At 69.5% G+C, this 26211-nt stretch carries 20 protein-coding genes and 1 pseudogene; 17 read left to right on the forward strand and 4 right to left on the reverse strand.

Annotated elements, in window-relative coordinates:
• A partial coding sequence (locus VF106_RS09250) for an L-histidine N(alpha)-methyltransferase (protein WP_330839193.1) occupies positions 1 to 740 on the forward strand: 740 nt, incomplete at its 5' end.
• A 27-nt stretch (positions 741 to 767) separates the two neighbouring features.
• Here the strand turns inward: VF106_RS09250 and VF106_RS09255 are convergent.
• Positions 768 to 1361 carry a TetR/AcrR family transcriptional regulator gene (locus VF106_RS09255; protein ID WP_330839194.1) on the reverse strand — a complete coding sequence of 198 codons (594 nt, stop codon included), beginning with the start codon at positions 1359 to 1361 and terminating at the stop codon, positions 768 to 770.
• An 88-nt stretch (positions 1362 to 1449) separates the two neighbouring features.
• On the opposite strand from VF106_RS09255, the gene VF106_RS09260 reads away from it, so the two are divergent.
• The 6 genes from VF106_RS09260 to VF106_RS09285 all read left to right on the forward strand — a co-directional run bounded on the left by VF106_RS09260 (position 1450) and on the right by VF106_RS09285 (position 8252).
• Positions 1450 to 3183 carry an ABC transporter ATP-binding protein gene (locus tag VF106_RS09260; RefSeq protein ID WP_330839195.1) on the forward strand — a complete coding sequence of 578 codons (1734 nt, stop codon included), beginning with the start codon at positions 1450 to 1452 and terminating at the stop codon, positions 3181 to 3183.
• A complete protein-coding gene (locus VF106_RS09265; RefSeq protein ID WP_330839196.1) occupies positions 3180 to 5045 on the forward strand; it encodes an ABC transporter ATP-binding protein in 1866 nt (621 codons plus the stop codon). The genes VF106_RS09260 and VF106_RS09265 overlap by 4 nt, the downstream gene beginning before the upstream one ends.
• Positions 5046 to 5252: 207 nt before the next feature.
• On the forward strand, positions 5253 to 6023 hold the full coding sequence (locus VF106_RS09270) for a hypothetical protein (protein WP_330839197.1): 771 nt from the start codon (positions 5253 to 5255) through the stop codon (positions 6021 to 6023).
• 22 nt (positions 6024 to 6045) lie between these two features.
• Entirely contained in the window at positions 6046 to 6648 is a 603-nt protein-coding gene (locus VF106_RS09275; protein WP_330839198.1) for an SDR family NAD(P)-dependent oxidoreductase, read from the forward strand.
• A gap of 38 nt (positions 6649 to 6686) precedes the next feature.
• On the forward strand, positions 6687 to 6773 hold the full coding sequence (locus tag VF106_RS09280) for an SDR family oxidoreductase (RefSeq protein ID WP_330839276.1): 87 nt from the start codon (positions 6687 to 6689) through the stop codon (positions 6771 to 6773).
• 90 nt (positions 6774 to 6863) lie between these two features.
• Positions 6864 to 8252, forward strand: a complete 1389-nt coding sequence (locus VF106_RS09285) for an aminotransferase class V-fold PLP-dependent enzyme (protein ID WP_330839199.1) — start codon at positions 6864 to 6866, stop codon at positions 8250 to 8252.
• Position 8253: 1 nt separating this feature from the next.
• Here VF106_RS09285 and VF106_RS09290 read toward each other — a convergent pair whose 3' ends face one another.
• Together VF106_RS09290 and VF106_RS09295 are read right to left on the reverse strand one after the other, a co-directional pair.
• On the reverse strand, positions 8254 to 10437 hold the full coding sequence (locus VF106_RS09290) for an MMPL family transporter (protein WP_330839200.1): 2184 nt from the start codon (positions 10435 to 10437) through the stop codon (positions 8254 to 8256).
• A 95-nt stretch (positions 10438 to 10532) separates the two neighbouring features.
• Positions 10533 to 12293: an EAL domain-containing protein gene (locus VF106_RS09295; protein WP_330839201.1), complete on the reverse strand. Its 1761-nt coding sequence runs from the start codon at positions 12291 to 12293 to the stop codon at positions 10533 to 10535.
• A 455-nt stretch (positions 12294 to 12748) separates the two neighbouring features.
• Here VF106_RS09295 and VF106_RS09300 point away from each other — a divergent pair.
• The 10 genes and pseudogenes from VF106_RS09300 to VF106_RS09345 all read left to right on the forward strand — a co-directional run bounded on the left by VF106_RS09300 (position 12749) and on the right by VF106_RS09345 (position 23682).
• A pseudogene (locus VF106_RS09300) lies at positions 12749 to 13149 on the forward strand (SAM-dependent methyltransferase).
• Positions 13150 to 13307: 158 nt separating this feature from the next.
• Positions 13308 to 13904, forward strand: coding sequence for an HNH endonuclease family protein (locus VF106_RS09305; RefSeq protein ID WP_330839202.1), 597 nt, complete (start codon positions 13308 to 13310; stop codon positions 13902 to 13904).
• Between the two features lie 28 nt (positions 13905 to 13932).
• Complete coding sequence (locus VF106_RS09310) at positions 13933 to 14124, forward strand: hypothetical protein (RefSeq protein ID WP_330839203.1); 192 nt, start codon at positions 13933 to 13935, stop codon at positions 14122 to 14124.
• Between the two features lie 137 nt (positions 14125 to 14261).
• A complete protein-coding gene (locus VF106_RS09315) occupies positions 14262 to 14711 on the forward strand; it encodes an ATP-binding protein (protein WP_330839204.1) in 450 nt (149 codons plus the stop codon).
• Between the two features lie 265 nt (positions 14712 to 14976).
• Positions 14977 to 15783, forward strand: coding sequence for a helix-turn-helix transcriptional regulator (locus tag VF106_RS09320; protein ID WP_330839205.1), 807 nt, complete (start codon positions 14977 to 14979; stop codon positions 15781 to 15783).
• A gap of 103 nt (positions 15784 to 15886) precedes the next feature.
• Positions 15887 to 18916: a type I polyketide synthase gene (locus VF106_RS09325; protein WP_330839206.1), complete on the forward strand. Its 3030-nt coding sequence runs from the start codon at positions 15887 to 15889 to the stop codon at positions 18914 to 18916.
• A 108-nt stretch (positions 18917 to 19024) separates the two neighbouring features.
• Positions 19025 to 20062: a hypothetical protein gene (locus VF106_RS09330; protein ID WP_330839207.1), complete on the forward strand. Its 1038-nt coding sequence runs from the start codon at positions 19025 to 19027 to the stop codon at positions 20060 to 20062.
• Positions 20059 to 21237, forward strand: coding sequence for an IS701 family transposase (locus tag VF106_RS09335; protein WP_330839208.1), 1179 nt, complete (start codon positions 20059 to 20061; stop codon positions 21235 to 21237). Before VF106_RS09330 ends, VF106_RS09335 begins: the two co-directional genes overlap by 4 nt.
• 106 nt (positions 21238 to 21343) lie before the next feature.
• Positions 21344 to 22459: a type III PLP-dependent enzyme domain-containing protein gene (locus tag VF106_RS09340; protein ID WP_330839209.1), complete on the forward strand. Its 1116-nt coding sequence runs from the start codon at positions 21344 to 21346 to the stop codon at positions 22457 to 22459.
• A gap of 215 nt (positions 22460 to 22674) precedes the next feature.
• Positions 22675 to 23682: a hypothetical protein gene (locus VF106_RS09345; RefSeq protein ID WP_330839210.1), complete on the forward strand. Its 1008-nt coding sequence runs from the start codon at positions 22675 to 22677 to the stop codon at positions 23680 to 23682.
• On the opposite strand, the gene VF106_RS09350 is transcribed toward VF106_RS09345, so the two are convergent.
• A complete protein-coding gene (locus VF106_RS09350; protein WP_330839211.1) occupies positions 23672 to 25108 on the reverse strand; it encodes a tetratricopeptide repeat protein in 1437 nt (478 codons plus the stop codon). The two genes, VF106_RS09345 and VF106_RS09350, sit on opposite strands and share 11 nt — an antisense overlap.
• Positions 25109 to 26211 lie beyond the last annotated feature (1103 nt).

Raw genomic sequence — 26211 nt, forward strand, 5'->3', positions numbered from 1 at the left:
GCAAGGACGCCGTGCTCGTCGCGGACCTGTCGCACGTCAACCGTGACCTGTGCTACCTGCCGGTCGACGCGAGCGAGGAACTGCTGCACCTGGCCGTGCGCCGGCTGGTTCGCGGGCTCGAACTGCCGACCGACCGGATCATGTCACTGCCGTGGGACTTCACGCTGCGCGAGAACGTCCGCGCGCTCCGCCGCCTGCTCGACGACCTGTTCGGCCAGACACCAGTGCTGTTTTCCTTACTGGGCAACACGATCGCCCATCTTGACGCGGACACCGAGGCACTGGAACTGATCGCGACCGAACTGCTGCGCCCTGGCGACCGCCTGCTGCTGGAGGTCGAGGCGACGTCCGGCCTCGGCGACGGCCTCGCCGCGATGGCCGCCGACGAACACGCGCGGTCGACGGTGTTCGGCGAGTTCGTCACGAGCGCGCTGCGTCACCACACCGACCTCGACGCGGAACCCGCGGGCGTGGAACTCCACGGCACGGTGGAGGGCGACCGCGCGCTGCTGGTGAAGACGATGTACCGCGCGGACGAGGACTTCACGATCACACTGCCGAACCAGTCCACGGTCCGGTTCGCCTTCGACGACACGATCCGCCTTGCGCTGTCCCGCAAGTACACCCCGGAGGGTCTTGCCGCGATGCTCGCCGACACCGGCCTGACCATCGTCGGCGACGTGTGCACCACCGCGGACGACCCGTTCGGCATCGCGCTGCTGATGCTCGAGGTGTCGTGATCTCCATGACCGCCGCGGTAAGCACGTCTAGTCCAGGGCCAGGCCCTTCAATAATGGGATGAACACGTCGTCCACCAGGGCGATGATGGTCTCCTCCGGTAGTGGGCTGCCGCACAGGATGGATTCCGCGCGGATGAGGTCCAGGGGGAGACGCTGTACGCGGGGAGGGAGGTGGATCTGTTCTAGCTCGCCGCGGGCTGTCGCGTTGTCGATGATTCGCCAGAGGGACTTCGTCAACGGGGCGGAGTCCAGGCGTTCCCGGAGCAGGGACTGGACCTCCGGGTGCTTGAACGCCTCGGACATGACGCCGGCGATGGTCTGGCTCATCATCGTGTCCGTGCGCATGGCGACCCGGGTGAAGAGCCAGAGCAGATCAGCTCGTAGCGAACCCAGGTCCGGGATCGCCGTGCTGATCGGCTGTCTGCCGGCCCATGCGGCGATGACGAGGGCCGCTCGGCTTGGCCATCTGCGGTAAATGACGGGTTTGCTTGTCCCCGCCCGTTTTGCCACCGCCTCTATCGTGAGAGCTGTGTAGCCCACCTCGCTCAGCTCCGCCCACGCCGCGTCCAGGATGGCCTGTTCGAGCTCAGTGCCACGCCGCCGAGTCCTCGTCTCAGTCACCCTGCTCCTTAGATACGTTGCGTTTCTTAAGCGAGTGGTCTACCTTGCCCAATATTAGACACGGGTCGTTTCTTCCCAGGGGGAACCGTTGCTGAACCGATTACTGTTCGCCTACCTGCGGCCCTACCGCAGGGAGCTGGCGATCGTGCTCGTGCTGCAACTCGTCGGCACGATCGCGTCGCTCTACCTGCCGAGTCTCAACGCCGACATCATCGACTTCGGTGTCGCGCAGGGGGACAACGGCTACATCGTCAGGGCAGGCGGCTGGATGCTCGCCGTCTCGTTGTTGCAGATCGTGTGCTCGGTCGTCGCCGTCCGTTACGGGGCGCGGGTGGCGATGGCTTTCGGGCGGGACGTGCGGTCGGGGATCTTCCACCAGGTCGGCCAGTTCTCCGCCAGGGAGGTCGCCACGTTCGGCGCCCCGTCGCTGATCACCCGCACGACCAACGACGTGCAGCAGGTGCAGCTGCTGGTCGTCATGATCGCCACGATGTTCATCGCCGCGCCGATCATGTGTGTCGCCGGCGTCGTCATGGCGCTCCAGGAGGATCTTGGACTGTCGTGGTTGTTGCTGGTCTGCGTGCCGGCGCTGGTCATCTCGATCGGCCTGATCGTGTCCCGCATGGTGCCGCAGTTCCGGTTGATGCAGGAACGCATCGACCAGGTCAACCGCGTGCTGCGCGAGCAGCTGTCCGGCATCCGCGTGGTCCGCGCGTTCGTCCGCGAGAAGGCGGAGACCGACCGGTTCGGCGACGCCAACCGGGACCTGACGGACACCGCGCTGCGGGTCGGCCGGCTGCAGGCGATGATCTTCCCGACCGTGCTGCTGATCCTCAACGTCTCCAGCGTCGCGGTCCTGTGGTTCGGCGCGCACCGCGTCGACACCGGTGAGATGCAGATCGGCGCGCTCACCGCGTTCCTGTCCTACCTGCTGCAGATCCTGATGTCGGTGATGATGGCGACGTTCATCTCGATGATGATCCCGCGCGCCGCGGTCTGCGCCGAGCGGATCATGGAGGTGCTCGACACCGACTCGTCGGTCAGGTCGCCGGAGCACCCGGTGGCCGAGCTGCCCGCACGGGCCGAGGTCGAGTTCGACAAGGTCGAGTTCCGGTACCCGGGCGCGGTGGACCCGGTGCTGCGGGACATCTCGTTCCGCGCCGAGGCCGGGAAGACCACCGCGATCATCGGCAGCACCGGCGCCGGCAAGACCACGCTGGTCTCGCTGATCCCTCGGCTCATCGACGTCACCGGCGGCGAGGTCCGGGTCAACGGCACGGACGTCCGTTCGCTCGACCCCGCGGTGCTGCGTAGCCGGATCGGGCTGGTGCCCCAGCAGGCGTACCTGTTCACCGGCACCGTCGCGTCCAACCTGCGTTACGGCAACCCGGACGCATCGGACGAGGAACTGTGGCAGGCGCTGGAAATCGCGCAGGCCAAGGACTTCGTCACCGACATGGGCGGGCTCGAGGCCACCATCGCGCAGGGCGGCACCAACGTCTCCGGCGGACAGCGGCAGCGGCTGTCGATCGCGCGGGCGCTGGTGCGCAAACCGGAGGTGTACCTGTTCGACGACGCGTTCTCCGCGCTGGACCTGGCGACCGACGCGGCGTTGCGAGCCGCGCTGCGGCCACGCGTCGAGCGTTCCGCGGTGATCGTGGTCGCCCAGCGGGTGTCCACGATCCTCGACGCGGACCAGATCGTGGTGCTGGAGAACGGATCCGTCGTCGGTGTCGGCAACCACCGCGAGCTGATGGGCACCTGCCCCACCTACGTCGAGATCGTCGAGTCCCAGCTGACCCCGGAGCAGGCCGCGTCATGAGCACTCCCACCACGACCCGCAGACCACAACCCCCGGTGGGCGGCCCTCGTTGGGGTGCCGCCATGCAGGGCCCGCCCAGCAAGGCCGACGACTTCGGCACGTCGGCGAAACGGCTCATGGCCCGGATGCGGGACGAGCGGTTCGCCCTCGGCTTCGTCGTCGCGCTCGGTGTGCTGAGCGTCGCGTTCGCCGTCGCGGGACCGAAGATCCTGGGGCACGCCACCGACATCATCTTCGACGGCGTCCTCGAGCACATGCGCGGCCTGCCCGGCGCGGGCGTCGACTTCGGCGCGCTGGGCACCGTCCTGGCGTGGGTGCTCGCGCTGTACCTCGTCTCGTCGCTGTTCGGCTGGGCGCAGGGCGTGCTGCTGAACAACGTCGTCCAGCGCATCGTCTACCGGCTGCGTGAGGACGTCGAGGCGAAGCTGCACCGGCTTCCGTTGCGGTACTTCGACAACCAGCCGCGCGGCGAGCTGCTTTCCCGTGTCACCAACGACATCGACAACATCTCGACGACGCTCCAGCAGACGCTGAGCCAGCTGCTGACGTCGGTGCTGACGGTGGTCGGCGTGCTCGTCATGATGTTCACGATCTCGCCGCTGCTGGCGCTGATCGCGTTGCTGGTCATCCCGGCGTCGGTGGCGGTCACACGGGCGATCGGCAAGCGGTCGCAGAAGCTGTTCGTGGCGCAGTGGAAGCACACCGGCGCGCTCAACGCGCACATCGAGGAGTCGTTCACCGGGCACCAGCTGGTGAAGGTGTTCGGCCGGCAGGAGGAGTCGGAGGAGGAGTTCCGCAAGCGCAACGAGGACCTGTACCAGGCCTCGTCCGGCGCGCAGTTCGTGTCCGGCCTGATCATGCCGTCGATGATGTTCCTGTCGAACCTGAGCTATGTGCTGATCGCCGTGGTCGGCGGCCTGCGCATCACGTCGGGGTCGATGACGCTGGGCGAGGTCACGGCGTTCATCCAGTACTCGCGGCAGTTCACCCAGCCGCTGACGCAGGTCGCGTCGATGGCGAACCTGCTGCAGTCCGGCGTCGCGTCGGCGGAGCGGGTGTTCGAGCTGCTCGACGCCGAGGAGCAGGAGCCGGACCCCGCGGACGCGACACTGCCGGCCACGCGCCGCGGCCGCGTCGCGTTCGAGGACGTGTCCTTCTCCTACAAGGAGGACCAGCCGCTGATCGAGAACCTGTCGCTGGTGGCCGAACCGGGGCAGACCGTCGCGATCGTCGGGCCGACCGGCGCCGGCAAGACCACGCTGGTGAACCTGATCCTGCGGTTCTACGAGCTGGACGCCGGCCGCATCACGCTCGACGGGGTGGACATCACCGCGTTGAAGCGGGAGGACCTGCGCTCGCAGGTGGGCATGGTGCTGCAGGACACGTGGTTGTTCGGCGGCACCATCCGCGACAACATCGCGTACGGCAAGCCGGGCGCGACGGAGGAGGAGATCGTCGCGGCGGCGCAGGCGACCTACGTCGACCGTTTCGTCCGCACGCTGCCGGACGGCTACGACACGGTCATCGACGAGGAGGCCTCCAACGTCTCCGCCGGTGAGAAGCAGCTGCTGACCATCGCGCGGGCGTTCCTCGCGAGCCCGTCGCTGCTGATCCTCGACGAGGCGACCAGCTCGGTCGACACCCGCACGGAGTCGTTGGTGCAGCACGCGATGGCGGCACTGCGGTCGTCGCGGACCAGCTTCGTGATCGCGCACCGCCTGTCCACGATCCGCGACGCGGACCTCATCCTGGTGATGGAGTCCGGCCACATCGTGGAGCAGGGCACGCACGAGGAACTGCTGGAACAGCAGGGCGCCTACCACCGGCTGTACTCGGCACAGTTCGCGGCGCCGGTGGAGTGACGGTCGGGCGTTCGGGCGGGGCACGTCCTCGCCCGAACGCCCACGCTCGGGGCCGGGCAGCGAGTAGCCTGTGAAGGCGACGGGTCATCGCATCCTGGGGAGAATCCCTTGTGCGCCAAGCGGTCCAGCAGACGACGCCGTGCTCGTTCCCCTGTTGCCAAGTGGGTGGGGGCGGCAGCCAAGAGTCCGTGGACCGTCATGCTGGGCGTGCTGGCCGCGGTAATCGCCGTGGTGCCTGCCTTCACCGGGCCGGTGGCGGTGATCGGCGCGCCGACGAGCACGACGCCGGACACGTTGCGCATCGAGCCGTTGCCCCGCGACTTCGCCACACAGTTCTTCCTGCCGGTGGACGCGCCGTTGGCGGACATGCCGTACAGCGCGCCATGCACCGAACCCACCATCGAATGGTTGAGGGAACACGGTGTGGAACGGCCGTTCGCCTACGAGATGTCGGTGCGCAACGACGCCGACAGCGGGCCGATGCTCACGATCGACAACGTGCGGGTCGTGGACAGGACGGAGCTGGCGGTCCGGCCGGGATACATGTTCCGGTGCCCGGACGCCGGCGTCGGTGAGACCGCGGTGCTCGACCTCGACCTGGACCGGGACACGCCCGCCGTGCTCGTCGAGGAAGAGGACGGGACGACGCGCCCGTTCGCCTTCAACCTGGCGCCGGGCGAGGCGGGCAGCATCGACCTCCGGCTGCGCACCGTCACCACCGCGGGGTACTCGGGTCGTGTCGCCGCCGATGTCACCGGGGGCGGCACCACGTCGCGGGTCGAGCTGGCCCTCGGTGCGGACGGCGGCAGCTTCGAGTATCCAGGTCCGGGCCGCTCACCCGGTTTGCTCGTGCGCCTCGGCGCCTCCCATGGCGAGTTCGACTGCTTCCTGCTGGACGACGACGGTTCGGTCCTGTCGCCCGGGACGTGCGACGCGGAAGAAGCCATGGCGAAGGCCGCCGAGCTGTGGGGCCGGTGATCGCGTACGTAGCATCGGCCACGTGAACGGTGCTGCTCTGGTCACCGGGGCCGGGCGCGGCCTGGGTGCGGCGATCGCCCGCACCCTCGCCGCGCGCGGCTGGCCGGTGGCGGTGAACGACCTGCCGGGCCGCGCCGACGACGTGGTGGCGGACATCGTCGCCGCGGGCGGGAAGGCGACCGTGGCGCCAGGGGACGTCACCGACGAGGCCGAGGTGACGCGGCTCGTCACGGCGGTGACCGAGCGACTCGGCCCGGTCGGCTGCCTCGTCGCCAACGCGACCGGGCCGCAGCCCGTCGTGGGGTTCGAGGACCTGACCTGGCACACCCACCTCGGCCAGCTCGAGTTCTTCGTCAAGAGCCCGACCCTGCTCGCACAGGCCGTCGTGCCCGGCATGAAGGCACTCGGCGGCGGACGGATCATCAACATCGGTTCGGACATGCCGGAACGGGCGCTACCCGGATGGTCGGCGTACTCCGCCGCGAAGGCGGCCCAACTCGCGCTGACCCGGGTGTGGGCACGAGAGCTGGGTGCCTCCGGCATCACTGTCAACGTGGTCGCGCCAGGGTGGATCCCGGTCGAGCGGCACGCCGACGTCACACAGGAGGACGCGCCGAGTACATAGCCGAGTTGCCGCTGCGCCGCATCGGCACCCCGGAAGACGTGGCGGCCACGGTCGCGTTCCTGGCCTCGCCCGACGCGGCCTTCATCACCGGACAGTGCGTCCCCGTCAATGGGGGCCACACGTGACTGCCCGAAGGGCTCCCCAGCGATGCCCTTCGAACCGTCGCCCCGCGCTTTACCACTGAGGCACACTGAAAGGTGAGCTTTGGGGGACACATGTCTGTTGAGTACTCGGCGACCGCGAAGCTCGACGAACTGCGGCGCACCGAGTACGGCTACCTCGACGAGCAGGGGCACCTGTACCTGGACTACACCGGTGCCGGGTTGGCCGCGCGGGCCCAGTACCGGGCGCACGCGGAACGGTTGGCGGGCACGGTGTTCGGCAACCCGCACTCGGCGAACCCGACCAGCGCGGCGGCCACGGAGCTGGTCGAGCGGGCCCGTGCCAGGGTGCTCGAACACCTCAACGCGAGGCCGGACGAGTACACGGCGGTCTTCACGCAGAACGCGACCGGGGCGGCGCGGCTCGTGGGGGAGGCGTACCCGTTCACCCGGCGCACGCGGCTCGTGCTGACCGCGGACAACCACAACTCGGTCAACGGTCTGCGTGAGTTCGCCCGCCGCGCGCACGCGAAAACCGTGTACGTGCCGACGCGAGCGCCGCGGTTGCGGATCGACACGGACGTGCTCGAACCGTTCCTCGCGCACGGCCGGGGTTTGTTCGCCTATCCGGCGCAGAGCAACTTCAGCGGTGTGCGCCACCCGCTCGACTGGATCGGACTGGCGCAGGGGCTCGGATACGACGTGCTGCTCGACGCGGCCGCGTACCTGCCGACGGCCATGCTGGACCTGAGCGTGGTGCGCCCGGAGTTCGTGATGGTCAGCTGGTACAAGCTGTTCGGCTATCCGACGGGCGTCGGCTGCCTGGTCGCCCGCCGCGACGCGCTGGCCAGGCTGCGCCGCCCGTGGTTCTCGGGCGGCACGATCCAGGCGGTGAGCGTCGGCGCGCCGTGGCACACGATGGCCCCCGACGAGATCGCGTTCGAGGACGGCACGCTCAACTTCCTGTCCATCCCGGACGTCCACTTCGGACTTGACTGGTTGGCCGGCATCGGCGTGCCGCTGATAGGTGCCCGGGTGAGCCACCTGACGGGGCGGTTCCTGAAAAAGCTGACGGAGTTGCGGCACGGCGACGGCTCGCCGATGGTCCGGGTCTACGGCCCGACCGACACGAACGATCGCGGCGCCACGGTGGCCTTCAACTTCCTGGACGCCCAGGGCCGGGTGGTCGACGAACGACTGGTCGAGGCGGAGACCGCCGCGGCGGGGATCTCCCTGCGCACCGGCTGTTTCTGCAACCCGGGCGTCGGCGAGGACGCGTTCGGGGTGGACGTGCGGGCGTTGAGACAACTGCGCGCCGCGAACACCGGCTCGCTGGACGAGTACCTGAAACGCATCGGCCTACCCACGGCGGGCGCGGTCCGCGTCTCGTTCGGCCTGGTGTCCACTGTGGAGGACGTGGACCGGTTCATCGCGTTCGCGGAAAAGACCTACCGCGACCGGATACCGGACGCGGTAGGCCTACCCCCGCGAGAAAGATGCTGACCTAGCTCACTGGTTCGAGGACGCGGGTCTCCTCGGTCGCGTCGACCTCTTCCTTCTTGCGCAGGAAGCGTGGGGTCCACCAGTTCGCGTTGCCCAGCACGGTCATGAGTGCCGGCAGGAGGACCGCGCGGATCAGGGTCGCGTCGATCAGGATCGCCGCGGCCAGGCCGACGCCCATCTGCTTCATGTCGATCGTGCTCAGCGTCGCGAAGACGGAGAACACGCCGATCATGACCGCGGCCGCGCTTGTCACCACGCCCGCCGACCTCGTGATGCCGGTGGCCACCGCGTCGCGGGTCGACATCACACCGACCGACTCACGGATGCGGCTCACCACGAACACGTGGTAGTCCATCGACAGCCCGAACAGCGTCACGAACAGGATCACCGGCAGCCACGCCGTGATGCCGCCCGTCGACGTGAAGCCGAGCAGACCCTCCGCCCAGGTGTTCTGGAACACCAGCACCAGCAGGCCGTACGCGGCACCCGCCGACAGCAGGTTCAGCCCGATCGCGCTCAACGCGATCACCGGGGCGCGGAACGCCCACAGCATCACCAGGAACGTCAGCAGCAGCACGAACAGGATCACCCACGGCAGCGCGTCGGTCATCGACGCCACGAAGTCGTTCTCACCGGCCGTCTGACCGCTCACCGCGAACTCGGCGCCCGCGACCGTGCCGACCGTGGCCGGCAGCAGCGTGGTGCGCAGCCGGTCGAGCGACTGGTCCGCCTCCGCGGAGCCGCCGTCGTCCGGGATGCCCGCCGAGATCAGGAAGATCCGGCCGTTCGCGGCGGTGTCGACGCGAGGCGGCTGGTCGTGCGCGAAGCCGGGGTCGGCGGCGAGCCGGTCGAGCAGGTCGGCCACCGCGGACTCGGCGGCCGTGCTCGACGACGCCGGGACCCGAACGGCGATCTGGTGCGACGCGCCCTCGCTCGGGAACGCCTCGGTCATCCGGTCGTACGACTGCATGATCGGGATGCTGCGGGGCAGGTCGGCCTCGGACGGCGCGTTCAGCGTCATGCTGAACGCCGGCACAGCCAGTGCCGCGAGCAGGCCACCGGAGATGATCAGCGTCGTCTTCGGTGCGCGCAGGCTCGGCTTCAGCACCGCCCGCCAGAAGCGCGGGTTGCCCGAGTTGCGCATGGAAAGCCGCCACAGGAACGGGATCTTCGGCTTGTCGACGAACCGGCCCAGCTTGGCCAGCAGCGCGGGCAGCACGGTGATCGAGCCGATCATGGCGGCCAGCACGACCAGGATCGTGCCGACGGCGATCGACGAGAACACGATGTCGTCGACCACGAACATGCCCGCCATCGCGACCGTCACCGCGATGCCGGAGACCACGATCGCGTGCCCCGACGTGGCCGCCGCGATCTCCACCGCGTCCACGTGCCCGGCGCCCTTCGCCCGTTCCTCACGGTCGCGCCGGACGTAGAACAGCGAGTAGTCCACGCCGACCGCCATGCCGATCAGCAGGATCATGCTGGAGGTGTTGTCCGTCGCGGGGATCAGCTGCGAGGCGAGCGCGGACAGGCCGAGCGCGGCGCCGACCGCCGACATCGCCAGCAGCACCGGCACCCCGGCCGCGATCAACGCGCCGAACACCACCAGCATGATCAGCAGCGTGACCGGGATGCTGATCAGCTCGGCCTTCTGGAAGTCCTCACCGAGTGTCGCGGACAGCGCCTTGTCCAGGGACGCGCCGCCGACCTGCTCGACCCGCAGGTCCGGGTACTGCTTCTGTACCGCGGCGGTCGTGTCGAGCAGCGCGTCGACGCGTTCCTCGGCGTTCTCGCGGTCGCCCGCGATCTCGACGTTGACCAGCACCGCCGTGCCCTTCGGCGATTCCACGGGTTCGCTGACCGCGCCCACCTCCCGCAACGCGCCCATGTCCGCCCGCACCTCGTTCGCCGCGGCCGTGGCGCGGGCGGTGTCGAGGGCCCCGTCACGGGCGGAGATCAGGACGTTCTCGGTGGTGGGCCGCGTGAAACCGGCCTCGTCCACGATGCTCTGGTAGGTGGCGAGCTCGCCCTTCGGGTCGTCGTCGAAGTCGGCCTGTTTGGTGCCGGTGGCCTGGCCCGCGCCGATACAGATGGCCACGAACAGCAGCCACGCGCCGATCGCGCGCCACGGATGTTCCGCGCTCCATCTGGCGATACGGACGGTTAACATCGGCTTACCCATCGGGTGCCCCCTCGAAAGTTCTGCTGTCGGGATGACGCAGACAAGGCTGGGGCAGGACAGGCTGTCGAGAACTCCGGGGATACCCGGGAGATGGCTCAGGGTTGCCCCTGAATCGCGAACAGCGGACCGGTCGCGGTGTCCGCGCCGGCACGCCGCCACCAGTCGGCCTCCGGTTTGCTGCTGATGCCGTCGACCGCCACGGTCGCGCCCACCTCGTGGACGAGCGCGGCGACACCGGTGAGCGCCTTCGTCAGCAGCGGCCGGGCCGTGCGGGCACGCGCAACCAGCTCCGGCGCCAACGAAACGGTCCCTACCGGCAGGTCGGCCAGCCGAGCCACGTCGGTCGGGTCACCGGTGAAGTCGTGCACCGCCATCCGTACCCCCGCGCAGGCGAGCGCGGTCAGGTTGTCCATGGCCTGCCCGCCGAAGACCGCCACAGCGGGCATCGCGAGCTGCAGCCGGTCCGCGGGCAGCGACGTGTCGGCCAGCGTGCCGAGCACCGTGTCGACCAGGTCCGGCGCCGAGGCCTGGGTGCGGGACAGGCGCACCGACAGCGGTAGTTCCGAGGTGCTCATCCGCTCGCTGGCCGTGCGCAGCAGCCATCGCCCGACCTGCGGGCTCAGGCCGGTCTCCTCGGCCAGTGCCGTGCAGTCGGGCGTCCCGGCCTTGTCCCAGCACGGGTACGCGTCGACGCTGACCGGCCGCTCGTCGGCGAGGTCGACCCGCAACCGGTAGTCGACCGTGAGCTGGCCGGTCTCCAGGGCACCGGGCATGATCGCCGCGAACCGCAACCGGGTGCGGTCCTCGTCGCCGCCGTTCGGGGCGAGCAGCCGCCACCGGCCAGGACCCTGTTCCTTCGCGAGCCGGAGCGCGAGGTCGGCGGACTGCGTGAACTCGACCAGCTCCGCCCGGTGCGGCGGCGACTGCACCACGCCGATGTTCGCGGTCAACGCGAAGCCGTGGTCGGCGACGTAGGTCGTCTCGGCGAGTGCGGCGGTGATCCTGGCGACGAGCTCGTCCGGTGATAACGGCCGCCGCGCCCGCCCCGGCCGGTGCTCGTGCAGCACGGCGAAGCTCGCCCGGTCGAAACGGGCGAGCATCGCGTCCTCGCCGGCGACCGAGCTGCGCAGCCGTGCCGCGACCGTGAGCAGCAGATGGTCGGTGTGCGGGCTGCCGAGGCCGTCGTTGAGCACGGCGAACCCGTTCAGCTCGATCCGGTACAGCGTGGTCGGGTTGCCGGAGTTCAGCACCTCCTCCAGCCGCGTGGTGAAGAACTGCCGGTTCGGCAGGCCGGTGAGCGCGTCGTGCAGCAGCTGATGGCTCAGCTGGCGGCGCAGCAGCGACAGCTCGGTCGCGATGGCCTCGCGCTCGGCCAGGTACGCCTTGGCGGCGCCCGTCGCCTTCATGGCGACCGACTTCACCGCGCGGATCATGCTCTCCTGCTGCTCGATCGTCCGTTTCCGCAACGCCTCGGCGAAGCCCACGGCGAGCGCGCCGAGCACCCTGGTGACCCGGTCCGGCGCCAGGTGCCGCGTGTCCTCGTCGGTGAGCAGTGGGCCGCTGAGCACGTCCATGGTGATCCGCAGGCACACCCGGTCAACGCAGTTCAGCTCGATCAGCTTGGCGCCGACCCGTTCCGCCGCGTCGAGGTCCGGCGGTTCGCCGGTGAGCGCCGCGAACATCTCGTCGACCATGTCGCGGAACGGCCGCTCCATGTCGGTGTGCCGCAGCGGGACGTAGGTGGCCATGCTGATCAGGTACGCCCATTTCCTGGCGGCCTTGGTCCGGACACGTTCGCGGTCCGCGGCGGATCTCACCGGCGGGGTGTCCGCGTCGTGGGGCAGGGGTCTCGTCACGGGTCGCCCCTTCAGCAGGGTATGGCCGTCGTGGACAGCCGGTCGCCATGATTCACACAATGTCGAAACAAACCCGCGTCGCCGCAGGTGAAAGACGTGTCACTGGAATTCACGAAGCCATTCCCGACGCTCGTCGGAACTTGTCGCACATGGCTCCTTTTCCGAAGCTTGCTGACTGATGATCGGGATCCGGGTGTGTCGAGCGTCGGGTTTGTCGCGAGGTGTCGCCGCAGGGGGCAAAGGTACACCCGAGCGACAATGCCACGCACACGAAGCCCTTCGATGGAGCGGAATCCGCGAGCGGGCACCATCGACCGAGGTGCGACCGGAACGGGCATCGGCACTCCTCGGTGCTGCACGAGTCGGATTACAGTAGGGCCACGCCGTGGTGCTCCAGAAGCACCCGTTCGGGTGTGATTCGCTGTTCTGTCAACTGACTTATTCGAGGATGGCGGATGGCGTGGCTACGGGACCTGGTACCAGGCGTCTCCGTGCCGAGCGGGGCTCGGGTATACGACCACCTGCTCGGCGGTAGCCACCACTTCCCAGCTGACCGCGCCATGGCTGACCAGGTTGAACGCGCGGTGCCGGGAATCCGCGCCGTGGCGCGGACCAATCGGGCCTTTCTCGCCTCGGCCGTACGTTTCATGATCGACCAGGGGTGCGCAAGTTCCTGGACATCGGCTCCGGCATTCCCACTGTCGGTGACGTCCACGAGATCGCCCAGTAGGAGCCACCCGAATGCCGGGCCGTGTACGTCGATCGGGACCCGATCGCGGTAGCGCACAGTGAGCTGATCCTGGCCGGCAACGACAGCGCCGCCGGACCTGTGCGTGATCGCCAGAAAACCGCGTGACCACGCGCCCGTGGGGAAGCTAACCGTGTGCCAGACGCCTCCTTGAGTCATGATCGTGGAGTCAACTCCATGGAGGCCACGTGGATACCCGCCCTGCTGGCCGGCGCTTACGCGTCGCCCTGTTGGTTTGCTCGTCGAGTCTTCTGGTCGGCTGCCAGGTGCTGTCGCAACCCCTGCCCACCAGCACCGCGCCCGCGCCACCACCACCGGCCGGCTCGCTTGGCGAGCAGCTGGCCGCGTTGCAGATAGCGCCGGAGGACACCGGTGCGCACTACGACCGCGACGACTGGCTGCCGCAGTGGGCGCGGTCGGGTGAGTGCTCGACGCGGGAAACCGTGCTGCAACAGCAGGGACAGGGCGTCGTGATGGGCGGTAACTGCGCGCCGAGGTCGGGTCAGTGGCTCAGCGCGTACGACGGCGTCATGGTGACCGACCCGCGCGACCTGGACATCGACCACATCGTGCCGCTGGCGGAGGCGGCGAGGTCGGGCCCGGTCGTCGAGGGGCGCCGGCAGCGTCCCGGCGACTGGCCGGAGGAGCAGCGCCGCGCGTACGCCAACGACATCGAGGGCCTGGTGGCGGTCACGAGCTCGAGCAACCGGAGCAAGGGCGACGACGACCCGGCGCGCTGGCTGCCGGACCGCGACCGGTGCGGCTACGTCGCGGCGTGGCTGAAGGTGAAGCGGAAGTACAACCTGTCCGTTGACCAGGCAGAACACGACGCCATCGCGTCCGTGGCGGGCACCTGCGGTTGATCAGCGGCAGGATGGGTACATAACGGACATGTCACCGACGAAGGGAAGCTCGATGTCGCTGGACCCCGCCCGCCGGTCGCTCCGCATGCTCGCCGTTATCGGCGCGCTTGCCGCTCTCCCGTTGCTGGCCGCCTGCAACGACAGCGAAGAGGGCGACGACGACAACGACGATGACGACGGCATGGGCCGTCCGGCGGCCGTCCTGGTCGTGACCCAGTAGCTCTCGGGCGGGGAAGGGTGAGCGCCCTTCCCCGCTCCACAGTAGACAGACGCGCACCTGACGGAGTCCCGGCCATCGAACGCGGACTTCGTCTTGATTCTTGTTGTCCGCCAAGCGATGTCGGTTCACTGGTCAGCGTGACGAAGTTCGTGCCCCGGGACGCGGCCGTGACCGCCTCCCGGATTCGCGTGCACGGCATCGAGGAACTGGGGGCGTCGGTGCCGGGCTTGGTGGCCCGTCTCGCCGCGGCGACCGGGTTGACGCACAGCCAGGCCTACCGCATGCGGCTGGCGGCCGAGGAGATCACCACCAACACGGTGGTCCACGGGTACCTAGGTGGCGACGGCTGGATCGACATCGACGGCGGCTTCGACCGGGACTGGGTGTGGATGCGGTTCGAGGACGTCGCGCCCGAGTTCGACCCGACGGCCTACGACCCAGCACCGCGGCTGGCCATGGACCCGCGTGCCGCACCCCTGGGTGGACTGGGTGTGTTCCTGGCGGTGACCAGCGTCGACAGCTTCGAGCACTCCTATACCGGCGGCCGAAACCGAAACCTGCTGAAAATGCGGCGTGCCGCGGTCTGACGCGATCGCCGAATCGTTCCGGCCCGTCGTGACACTGACTACGTCAGGTCACCGTACCGGCCGAAGATCGCGGGGACCTAATGTCCTCGGTGGACGACTGGGCGCGCGCCGCGCCTGGAGAAGGCGCGCTCGCGGGGAGGTTGGGGTAAGAAACCCGTCCGATGGTGTTAATGATCTAATAATCGGTTCGGGGGACATTACTATTGCGGGATGGCGGCGCGTCAGTTGTTGATCAACCTCCGATCTACGAGTGCATGGGGCCATCTTGTCGACCGACGACGCCAGTAGGCGCGAGCTCGCGAGGTTCCTGCGGAGTAGGAGGGAGCGCATCTCGCCCGCCGAGGTCGGCCTTCCGGTAGGGCCACGCAGGCGGACGCTGGGTTTGCGGCGCGAGGAAGTCGCCGTGCTGGCCGGGGTCAGTCCCACCTGGTACACCTATCTCGAACAGGGCCGGGGTATTCAGCCCTCGCGCGAGGTGTTGGACAGCTTGTCCAGGGTTCTGCGACTCACCGAGGACGAGCGCCGATACATCCACAGCCTGGCGCACGGCGCGGCCATGAACACCTCGGCCCTGGATGCCGAGGTTTCCGTCCATGACCTGATCAGGCAGGTCATCGCCCTGTTCGACAAGAGCCCTTACCCGGTCTACGCGGCCGACCATCACTGCGATCTCCTTGGGTGGAACGCGGCCGCCCTCGAGTGGTACGACGACTGGGACGCGCTACCGCCGGAGGAGCGCAACATCCTGCGGTGGATGCTCTGTTCGCCCGTCGCCCGCACCCGCCTGTTGGATTGGGAGGACGACACCAGGGACGCCGTCGCCCGGTGGCGTGCCGAGAGCGGCAAGCATTCCGCCGATCCGGTGTTGCACGCCCGGATCGCGGAGCTCCATCGGCTCAGTCCCGACTTTCGCGCCTGGTGGAGCCAACATCACGTGATGGAGCACCGGTCGAAGATCCGCCGGTTTCGCCACGTCAGGTTCGGCCCGCAGGTTATGCGGATTGTTCCCATGGGATCTCCGGAGATGGTTCCGTCCGGAGTCGTACTGCATGTTCCGGTGCATACTGAATAGTCAGTACTATCTCCCGCGTCTGTATTTCGTTAGTTCTTCGTTGACCGCTCCCTCCCGGGATGGTCAGATGTGGGGGACGAACTCAAAAGGGAGTAGCGCCACTATGACGACACTGAGATGGCGAGATGGGGAGATCACTGGCGCAGGGTCTTCGGTGGCGGTAGTCGGTGCCGCCTGTCGCTTCCCCGGGGCATCGGACACGAATGAGTTCTGGGATCTGATGTTATCAGGGCGGGACGTCGTCGGACAGATTCCGCAACAGCGGTTCGATGCCAAAAAATGGTACTCGCCGGAGCCTGGTAGACCACGAAGAATTGTGAACCTCAGCGGTGGATTCCTGGAAAATGTCGATGGTTTCGACGCGGATTTCTTCAACATCACGCCCAGCGAGGCCGAGCAGATGGATCCGCAGCAACGCGTGCTCATGGAGGTGGCGTGGCGGGCCATCGAGGACGCTGGGCAGACCGCCGAGAATCTGGCCGGGAGCAACACCGGGGTATATCTGACCACCTTCAGCACCGCCTACTGGGACATGATGCGGTCGGCCGGCCATTTCGGGCCCCACGCCGCCATGGGCGCCGAGACGGGCGGGATCATCGCCGGGCGGCTCTCGTACCACCTCGACCTGCGCGGACCGAGCCTGGCCATCTCGGCCACCTGTGCCACGCCGCTGGTAGCCGTGCACGTGGCCACCCGCGCACTACAGTCCCGGGAGATCGACCTGGCCATCGTCGGCGGGGCGACGCTGATCCTGTCCCCTGACGTGTACTTCGCCCTGTCCGAGTCGAACCTGCTCTCGCGCAGCGGCCGGTGCCGGTTCGGTGACGTCGGCGCGGACGGCTACGTCCGCAGCGAGGGCGCCGGCGTGGTGATCCTGAAGCGGCTCGAGGACGCGGAGCGGGACGGCGACCGTCCCTACGCCGCGATCGTCGGCAGCGCCATGGGGCATTACGGCAGAACCGGCTCCTCCATGATGTCGCCGGGGCAGACCGGACAGGAGGCGACGCTGCGGGCCGCGTACGCCGACGCCGGGGTCGGGCCGGGGACCGTCGCCTACGTGGAGGCCCACGGTGCGGGCACCGCAGGCGGCGACCCGGTGGAGCTGCGCGCTCTCAGCACCGTGCTCGGTGAACAACGGCCGGCCGGGCAGCCCTGTCTCGTCGGCTCGGTCAAGTCCAACATCGGCCACCTCGAGGGCGTGGCCGGGTTCGCCGGGTTGATCAAGGCCGCGCTGGTGCTGCGGCACCGCACCGTCCCGGCGACCCTGAACGTGCGCGAGCCCGCGCCACCGCTCCGGTGGCCGGACTCGCCGCTGCGGCTGGTCCGCGGCAACCAGCCACTTCCCGACGACCGGCCGGCCGTCGTGGGCGTCAGCGCGTTCGGGGCGAACGGGTCGGTCGCGCACCTCGTGCTCGCCGAGTGCGCCGGCGCCCGGCACGGTCCCGATGCGGAGGAGCGTTCTGGCTATCTGCTCCCGCTCTCCGCCCGGCATCCCAAGGCGTTGGCGACACTCGCCGGGCAGTACGCCGAGCTGCTCCACGAGCGGGACTCCCCGGCCCTCGCCGACGTCTGCCACACCGCCGGGGCGCGTCGCACGCACTTCGAGCGGCGGATCGCGGTGGTCGGCGCCGATCGGGCGGAGCTCGTCGCCGGCCTGGCCGCGGTCGCCGCAGGCGAGCGGACGGAGCACGTGATCGGGGACGGCCGGGAGATGGCCGGCCGTCCCCGGGTCGTGTTCGTCTACCCCGGCCAGGGCTCGCAGTGGCCGGGCATGGCTCGGGACCTGTTGCGGACCAACCGGACCTTCGCCGACCGGCTCGCCGAATGTGACCGGGCCGTCCGTGAGGAGCTGGGCTGGTCGCTGATCGAGCACATCGAGCGCGGTGACGAGCTGACCACGATGGACCGGGTGCAGCCGACGCTCTGGGCCGTCCAGGTCGCGCTCGCCGAGGTCTGGCGCGAGTGGGGCGTCGAGCCCGACCTGGTGATCGGGCACAGCATGGGCGAGGTCGCGGCCGCCGTGACGTCCGGCGCGCTCACCGTGGCCGACGGCGCCACGGTGATCTGCCGCCGCAGCGCGCTGTTGGCCGCCCGGCGCGAACCCGGTGCGATGTGGGCGGTCCAGCTCGGTGAGCCGGCCGCGCGGCGGGTGGTCGAGAAGCACGGCGGCGAGGTGTGCGTCGGTGTCGTCAACAGCCACCGCTCGACGGTGCTGTCCGGTGACCCGGTCGCGTTGGCGGAGATCGCCGACAGCCTGCGTGAGGACGGCGTGTTCTGCCGCCAGGTGCCGGTGGACTACGCCTCCCACGCTCTCCAGCTCGAGTCGCTGCGCCCTCGTCTGGTCGACGCGCTGAGTGGCTTGCGTCCGCGCCCCGGCCAGGTGCCCATCCACTCCACCGTGCTCGACCGCGTGGTCGACGATGGCGACCTCGACGCGACGTACTGGGCCGACAACCTGATCCTGCCCGTGCGTTTCGACCTTGCCGTTCTGACGACCCTGGCCGATGCCGGGCGCACGGTTTTCGTGGAGATCAGCCCGCACCCGATCCTGCACGCCGCGCTCGAGGACGGCATCTCGGCCGCCCGCGCCGACGCGACCACGGTCGCCTCGCTGCGTCGGGACGAACCGGGGCTCACCACGCTCCTGGCCGGTCTGGCGACGGTGTACACCGAGGGCGGCCAGATCGCGTTCGAGCGGGTCGACCGGGACGGCCGGTTCGCCGACCTGCCGCTCTATCCCTGGCAGCACAAGCGGTTCTGGGTCGACGGCCCCTCGAGCAACGACGTCGAGTGGCCGCCATGTGACGACGAACCACCGCAGAGCCCGGCCGACGAGCCGCACCCCGTCGACGAGGCGGCCATCACGACCTTGCCCGACCGTGTGCGCCACATAAGGCTGCGGGTGTCCACGCTGCTCGGCGTGCCGGACATCGAGCCGTCCGTGCCACTGGTCATGCAGGGCCTTGACTCGGTGTTCGCGGTTCGGCTCGCCTACCAGATCCGGACCGAACTCGGGCTGGAAGTCACGAGCAGCGACCTGCTCACCGGCCGGTCGATCGAGCAGTTGGCCGGTGACCTGCCTGGTCCGGCCGCGCCCAGTGGTGTGCCGTCGATCCTGGCGGAGGCCGGCTGACGCCCGCTGTCAGCCTGGTACTCGCAGTACCCCTACAAGCACGTTCTGGGTAAACCGCCGCGATCGGTCGATCGTGGAGGTGTACACGACGGGTGGAGGGGCCACGGCATGATCAATGTGATGACCGCCGTGGTCGGCGGTGTGCTGATAGTGGCCACCTGGCTGAGCGTGTTCCGCACGGTGTTCACGCAGGGCCAGGCGCCGACGTACGCGGCCATGTGGACCACCCGTCTCGCCGCGGGCGTGCTCATGCCCTTCGGTCGCCTGCTCGGGCCGACGAAGCGGGAACGGCTGCTCGCCCTGTGCGCGCCGCTCGCCCTGTTCACGATGTTCGGCGTCTGGTTCACCGGTAGCACGGTGGGTTTCCTGCTGCTCGCGACCGCTTCGGGGGCGGTCGAGCCGCGGCAGGAGGACCTCGGCCGGATGCTCGCGTTCCGCCTCGACGGCACGGCCAACCTGCTGGCCGTCATGGCGGCGCTGTCCGGTGTGCTGCTCGTCGCGGCGTTCGGGGTGCACCTGTCCCGCGTGACCGCCGCGTACGGCCGCAGGGAGCTGCTCGTCGCACGCCTCTCGGTCCACGCGAACAAGCCGTCCGACGCCGAGCACGTGATCGCGACCTATGTCCGGACCGACTCACGCGGCCAGCTCGACGCCTGGTTCGGCGACTGGGCCGACTGGCTCGCCGACATCAACTGCACCCATGTCAGCGCGCCGTCCCTCGTGTACTTCCGCGCCGCGGGCCGGTTGTCCTGGCTCGAGGCGGCGGTGATCGTGCTGGACGCGGCGGCACTCGTCGAGGCGACGGCGCCCGACTGGGCGCCGCCGAACACGCAGGTTCTGCTGGGCGCGGGCGCCGACTGCCTGCCGCGGCTCGCGGCCCGTGTCGGCATCGCCCTGTCCCGGCCGAGGATCAGCCTGCACGGGCGGGAGCAGTGCGGCTTCGCCGACACCATCCAGACCACACTGTTCGCCGGGCTCCCGGTGGCACGTACCCAGCCGGTGGCGTGGGCCGTGTTCCAACAGGAGCGCACGAAGTACGCACCGTACGCGTCAGCGATCTCGGCGCGGCTCCAGTACGGGCGGGACGCCGCCAGGGAGTACCCGGTCTCGGTGGTCACGACTGAGAAGACCTGGGGGACATCATGACGACCATCGAGTTCGGCGCGGCGTCCGTGACGGACTCCGCCACCGACCTGAACGAATACTGCCAGGACAGGCTGTCTCCGCTGTCCCGGTCGGACCAGCGGCGCTGGGGCGAGGCGTATGTACGTGGTCTCGTCACGGTGCCGGGCCGCAAGTCCATCCGGCGGATCTCCGACTTCGTGGTCGGATCGCGGGTGGACCAGTGCCTGCAGCAGTTCGTGAACCAGAGCACCTGGCAGTGGGAGCCGGTACGGCAGAACCTCGCCGAACACGTCACCGGCATGATCGCGCCGAAGGCGTGGGTCGTGCGGGACGCGCTGTTCCCCAAGAACGGCGCGAGTTCGGTCGGGGTGGCCAAGCAGTACGTGCCGGCCGCGGGCCGGGTGGTCAACTGCCAGGTCGGCCTCGCGGTGGTGCTCGCCGGCGACTCGGCCGCCTGCCCGGTGAACTGGCGCCTGCAGCTGCCCCGCTCGTGGGACACGGACGAGCGCCGCCGCGAGTTGGCGCACCTGCCCCCGACACAACGGCACCGGCCGCGCTGGCAGCTGTTGATCGAGGCCGTCGAGGAGATGGACCACCACTGGCGGCTCGCGCCGGCACCGGTGGTCGCGGACGTCACCGACGAGCAGGACGTCGAACCCCTGCTTCGTGGGCTCGAGGAACGCGGGTTCGGCTACCTGCTCCAGGTGGGACAGCACGTGCGGGCCGTGCCGATCCGGCCGCCCGCGTCCGGCGTGCGTGTGCCGACGGTGCGTGAGCTGGCGCTCCTGGCGGTGCGCCCGGCGGCCGGCACCCTGAACTGGCAGACCCGCACGGCCGCGCGTGCGGCCGCCACCCGTTTCGTGGCCTCGCCGGTGGCCGGTGAGATGGAGCGACCGGTGTACGGCGGCGGGCCGATGCGCCGGCGCCATCCGCCGCGCCACCTGCTGGCCCAGTGGACGGTCGGGCACGCCCGGCCGCGCGCCACCTGGCTGACCAACCTGAACGTGGCGCGGCTGCCGCAGCTGATCGATCTGGTGATGCTGAGCGGCCAGGCGGCCGGTCACCTCGACCGCATGCAGGACGACGTCGGTCTGCGGCACTTCGAGGGCCGCTCGTTCCGCGGTTGGCACCACCACGTCACCCTGGCCTCCGTCGCCTACGGATACCGGCTCGGCCAAGAGTTGGCGTATGGCTAGAGCACGTGACGGTCCAGGTGTGCTCGCCGCCCCCATGCGCCGTGATCATTGTAGGCTTCTTTTGGCATACAATCGGTTACATCGATCTGGCGATGGGGCGAGAGACGTGACCGATCTTCTTCTGTCTGTCGTGGACGAAGTGGGTTCACCGGTCTACGTCTACGACCTCGCAGAGGTCCGAACCAATCAGCGGCGGCTGCGTGCCGCGCTGCCGCACGGCGCCGGTGTCTACTACGCGCTGTCGGCCAACCCGCATCCCGAGCTGCTGCGGGAGATCCGCGCGGGCGGCGCGCTGCCCGCGGTGCGTTCGCCCGGCGAGTTGGACATGGCGCTCGTCGCCGGCTGGTCGGCTGAGGAGATCCTCTACACCGGTCCGGCACGGCGGTCTGCGGACCTCGACTGGGCGCTGTGGCTCGGTGTGCGGAACTTCACCGTGGACTCACCGGCGGGTCTGGTGCAGCTCGCCGAACGCGCTACCGTGCACCAGCGTGAGGTGGACTGCCTGCTCCGGGTGAACGCCGGCGCGCTGCCGTCGACCGGCGCCGACCCCGAACAGGTGCTCGCCGAACCGGCCGACTTCGCCGGCCGTGCGGGTGCACGCGTCAACGGACTGCACGTGTGCGTCACCGAGGAGTCCCATGTGGACGATGCGGCGGCCTTGGCAGGCCGGCTCGCCTCGGCACTCGCCCGCCACGGCGTGCGTGCCGGGAAGGTCAACCTCAGCGGCTGCCCGGCGCCGCGGTTCGCCGGTCTGGTCCACGGGCGGTCGGGGGCCTTCGAGGTGGGCCCCGACCTCGTCGGCTCGGCCGGCCTGCTGCTCACGGCCGTGCTCGACGTGCGGCGGACGGGCAGCCGACAGCTCGTGGTGCTCGAGTCGGGCGCAGGGCACGTCGGCGGGTTCGACGGTCCGCGGCGGCGTGGACTGGTGCCGCGGCTGGTTTCCCGGTCACCGTCAGGAGAACTGGTCGAGACCGTGCTGACCGGTCCGCAGGAGACCCCGGTCGACGTGTGGACGACACCGGTCCGGCTGCCACCGCTGCGGGAGGGCGACCTCATGGCGGTGCCGGGCCTCGGTGCCTGGGGGCCGACCGCGGGCCTGGTCGGGTTCGCCTCTCCCGCCGTACCGGTGGAGGTGGTGGTCGACCGGGACGACCCGGACCCGGGGATCGTGCACGTCTCCCGGCTTTCGGTGACCAGGTACCCGGAGGACGGCGGCGTCTAGCTGTCCACAGTGGAGGGTCGGACCGTCGGTTGCTGGTACTAGGAGTACCAGGTTGAGCCCTGATCGGACCGGCGATCGCGCGGTACCGTGGGAGCGACGAGCCACTGGAGGAGCGATGACCGGCGAACGCGGGACTCGTGGCGCCTCCCCGTCCCGACCGGACTGACTGTCCACTCCAGGAGAGTCGGTCGTTCGGGGAAGTGAGGGGTGATCCGTTGGTCGATGTGGTCGCGCTCGTCGCCGGTGTCCTGCTGGCGTTGATCACCTGGCTCTCGGTGCTGCGTACCGTTTTCATCCCGCGCCAGCGCTCGTCGCTGCTGATGCGCTCCGTCGTGCGGGGCACGGGCTGGACGGGGTCGGCCGTGGCCCGCCGGCTGCCGCAGTCCCTCGGCGAGCGCGTGATGGACATGTGCGCGCCGGTCGCGTTGTACGTCGCGGCGGCGTGCTGGCTCACCGCGACGCTCGTGGGGTTCGCGCTGATGTCGTGCGCGGTCGCCGACATGCCGCTCACGCTGGCGGGGTTCACCGGATTCCTGTTGCTGCGCACCGAATCCGACGGCGGGATCCTGCTCGCCGTCGGAGCATGGGGCGCGGTGGCGCTCGTGCTGTCGGCGTTCGTGCTCCACCTCTACCGGTTCACGGCCGCGTACAGCCGCCGCGAGCTCGTCGTGGCGAGGATGGCCGCGCACGCCGCCCGCCCCACGGAGGCGGAACTGGTGCTGGCGGAGCATCTGCGGCTCGGCTCCCGTGACCATCTCGACCAGCTGTTCGCGCAGTGGACGGCGTGGCTCGCCGACATCCGGGCCACCCACACCGGCTATCCGGCCCTCACCATCTACCGCTCGGCCACGGAGCTGTGCTGGCTGGACGCGGCCGTGCTGGTGCTCGACGCGGCAGCGCTCACCGACGCGGTCGCGACGAACTGGGCGCCGCCGAGCACCCGTTCGGTGCTGGAGGCGGGTTCGGTGTGCTTCCCCGTGCTGGCGGGGCAGGTGGGAGTCCACCTGCCCCGCCCGACGGTGAGCCTCGAGGGCCGCGAGGAACGCGGTTTCGAGCAGACGGTGCAGGTCGCGGTGGCGGCGGGTCTGCCGAGGGAACACTGTGACCGTGAAGCATGGACGGTGTTCCAGAACTGGCGGACCCGCTACGCCCCCTACGCCGTCGCCATGAGCTACCGGCTCTGCTACCTGTGGCCGAACGAGGACCCGCGCCTCACGGGTTGATCAAAGGCGAGTAGGCGCCGTGGATGTCACCGTCGGCCGGCTCGACGTACCTCGTGTTCTCCAGGCCGAAGATGGTGTCCGGGCAGCTCGCGCCGCCGATCTCGATCCTGGTGTCGTGGATGAGCTTTCCTGTCTTCAGTTCGAACACCCGCACGGGCACCCCGATCCGGTGGAACGTCACGGCGGTGAAGATCGGCGAGTCGGGGGTGGACTCGTAGTTGCAGGTCTCCTGCGGCGTGCCGAACTGGGCCTCGCTGGCGCAGATCACCACGACCGCGTTGGCCGCGTCCGTGGCCACCCAGTCCGGAGGGAGCCGGCCGCCGTACTCGTCGCCGAACACCATCGCGCGGTTCGGCGAGGCCGCGCCGTAGGGAGCGGCCGCGCTGTATGGCGCCGGGCTCGTGCAGTACTCGGGCAGCCCGCCGGCGCCCGTGAGCGTCAGCAGTTGGCGCACGTTCGCCAGCTCGATCGCCTGAGTGGCCAGGGTGGCACCCTCTTCTGCCTTGCCGGCGAGCTCGTGGTCGGGGTACTGATCGAGGAGCTGCTTGTACCGGTCGAGCGCCTCCTGCCACCGCTCGTCCGCCATGTACGCGTCCGCGCACCCGACGATCGCCTCAGGCGCGACGTCCGGGACGATGTCGCCGATACGGTCCATGCCCTTGGCGCGGGTGTCGCGCAGGGTGTCGGTGATGTCCGCGGTGTAGCAGGCGTCCTTGACAGGCAACGCGTCCAGGAACTTGTCCAGTGTGCGCTCGACCATCTTCTCGTGGCCGGGCAGCTCGTTCAGCACCGTCGACAGTCGACCGATGCCGGCCTCCACCGCGTCGGTGTCGCCACCGAGCCCGGTGTTCAGCTCGCGGGAGGCGGTCTGCAGCAACCCGCACGCGCGGACGGTGTCGTCGCCTTCCGCGGTCAGCGGCGCGTTCGCCACCGTGTGTCCGAACCACCGGCTGTCCAAAGAGGACATGGCGGCGGCGCAGTCACCACTGGCGCGGGCATCGGCGACGTCTCCGTCGATCCGCGCGGCGTCGAACCGGAGCAGCCCGAAGGCCAGCAGGACGGGAACCGTGATCCCGAGCGCGACAAGCCGTTGCTTGCGGGTGTTCGTGCCCAGCGCGGGCTTGCGGCTCGCCAGGAACCAGCCGTGCGCGATGACCGCCACCCACCACCCGACGACGACGAGTTCGAGCCACAGTGTCCGCACGGAGGTGGCGAGCACGACCACGAGCGCGATGGAGACCAGCCCACTGAGGACGGCCAACACCCACCGCCCGAGCATCGCGTACCCGGCACCGAGCAACGACCCGTTCGCCACCGCGACGGCCAAGGGATCACCGGGTTTGAGCGTGCGCCGCGGGGGCCGCGTCGGCACCGGCAGCGGTGAGGTCACCGCCTCGCCCCACGCCTCCGGCGCTTGCGTTGGCATGAATCCCGGCGAGGACGGGGGCGCACCGGGTGCGGCCGCGAACGCTGGGACCTGCGCCACCGCCGGAACCGACTCGGACGTCAGCTTCACCGTCTCGGACTCGCCCTGCGCCGTCCCGGCTTGCGGCGCGGCGAGGTCTGGGGTGGGTAGCGTCGCCGCGACGGTGGGGGCTTCGGATTCGTTCTGGATTGTGGTGGGTGTGGGTTGGGGTGTCGCCGTGGTTGCCGCTTGGGCTTGCGGTGTGGCGGGTTCCGCGATTGGCACGGTTTCCGGAGTCGGTGCGGCTTCGGGCGTTGGTGGCTCTGCTGCCGGGGTCACGGTCTCGGATTCGTGCTGCGTTGTAGTGGGTGTGGGTTGGGGTGTCGCTGTGGTTGCCGCTTCGGCCTGCGGTGTGATGGGTTCCGGGGTTGGCGCGGTTTCCGGAGTCGGTGCGGCTTCCGGGGTTGATGGCTCCGGCGACAGCGTCGTGGTCTCGGACGCACCCTGCGCTGTCTCGGCGTGCGCTGTCTCGGCCTGCGGTGTGGCGGGTTCTGGGGTTGGTGGCTCCGCCGTCAGGGTGTCGGATTCGTTCTGGGTTGCGGTGGGTGTGGGTTGGGGTGTCGCTGTGGTTGTCGCTTCGGCTTGCGGTGTGGCGGGTTCCGGGGTTGGCGAAGCTTCCGACGTTGGTGGCTCTGCGGCCGGGGCCACGGTCTCGGATTCGGCCGTGGCTTGTGTGGGTTCGGGTGCCGAGCTGGTTTCCGTCTCGGTTTGTGCTGCATTGGTTTCCGGGATTACCGCTTCCGGCTGGGATGCCGACTCTTCAGTGGCTGGCTCCGCTTGGGTCGCTGCTGCCGGTTGGCCGGGTGAGTCCGTTTGGGCTACTGCCTCCGCGGCGGCTGCCGGTTGTTGGGCAGGCGGCTCCGTTAGGCCTACCGCTTCCGGGGCGGACGCCTGCGGTGCGGGTGACTCCGGCTGAGGTAAGGACTCCGGGGCGGGCTCCGTTTGCTGTGCCGGTGCGTCCGTTTGGGTCAGTGCCTCCGGCTCCGGTGCCGCTTCTGAGGGTGGTCGAGGCTCGGGCTCGGGCCCACGCACCGGTTGATCCATTGTGTTCCTTCCTCGGGACA

The sequence above is a fragment of the Actinophytocola sp. genome (genome assembly GCF_036378875.1).
Taxonomy (GTDB): Bacteria; Actinomycetota; Actinomycetes; order Mycobacteriales; family Pseudonocardiaceae; genus Actinophytocola.

Excerpts from the sequence above, each read along its gene's own strand:
- VF106_RS09265 (WP_330839196.1), top strand. The coding sequence starts at position 3,180 with ATGAGCACTCCCACCACGACCCGCAGACCACAACCCCCGGTGGGCGGC.
- VF106_RS09285 (WP_330839199.1), top strand. The coding sequence starts at position 6,864 with ATGTCTGTTGAGTACTCGGCGACCGCGAAGCTCGACGAACTGCGGCGC.
- VF106_RS09290 (WP_330839200.1), bottom strand. The coding sequence starts at position 10,437 with ATGGGTAAGCCGATGTTAACCGTCCGTATCGCCAGATGGAGCGCGGAA.
- VF106_RS09310 (WP_330839203.1), top strand. The coding sequence starts at position 13,933 with ATGTCACCGACGAAGGGAAGCTCGATGTCGCTGGACCCCGCCCGCCGG.
- VF106_RS09325 (WP_330839206.1), top strand. The coding sequence starts at position 15,887 with ATGACGACACTGAGATGGCGAGATGGGGAGATCACTGGCGCAGGGTCT.
- VF106_RS09330 (WP_330839207.1), top strand. The coding sequence starts at position 19,025 with ATGATCAATGTGATGACCGCCGTGGTCGGCGGTGTGCTGATAGTGGCC.
- VF106_RS09335 (WP_330839208.1), top strand. The coding sequence starts at position 20,059 with ATGACGACCATCGAGTTCGGCGCGGCGTCCGTGACGGACTCCGCCACC.
- VF106_RS09350 (WP_330839211.1), bottom strand. The coding sequence starts at position 25,108 with ATGCCAACGCAAGCGCCGGAGGCGTGGGGCGAGGCGGTGACCTCACCG.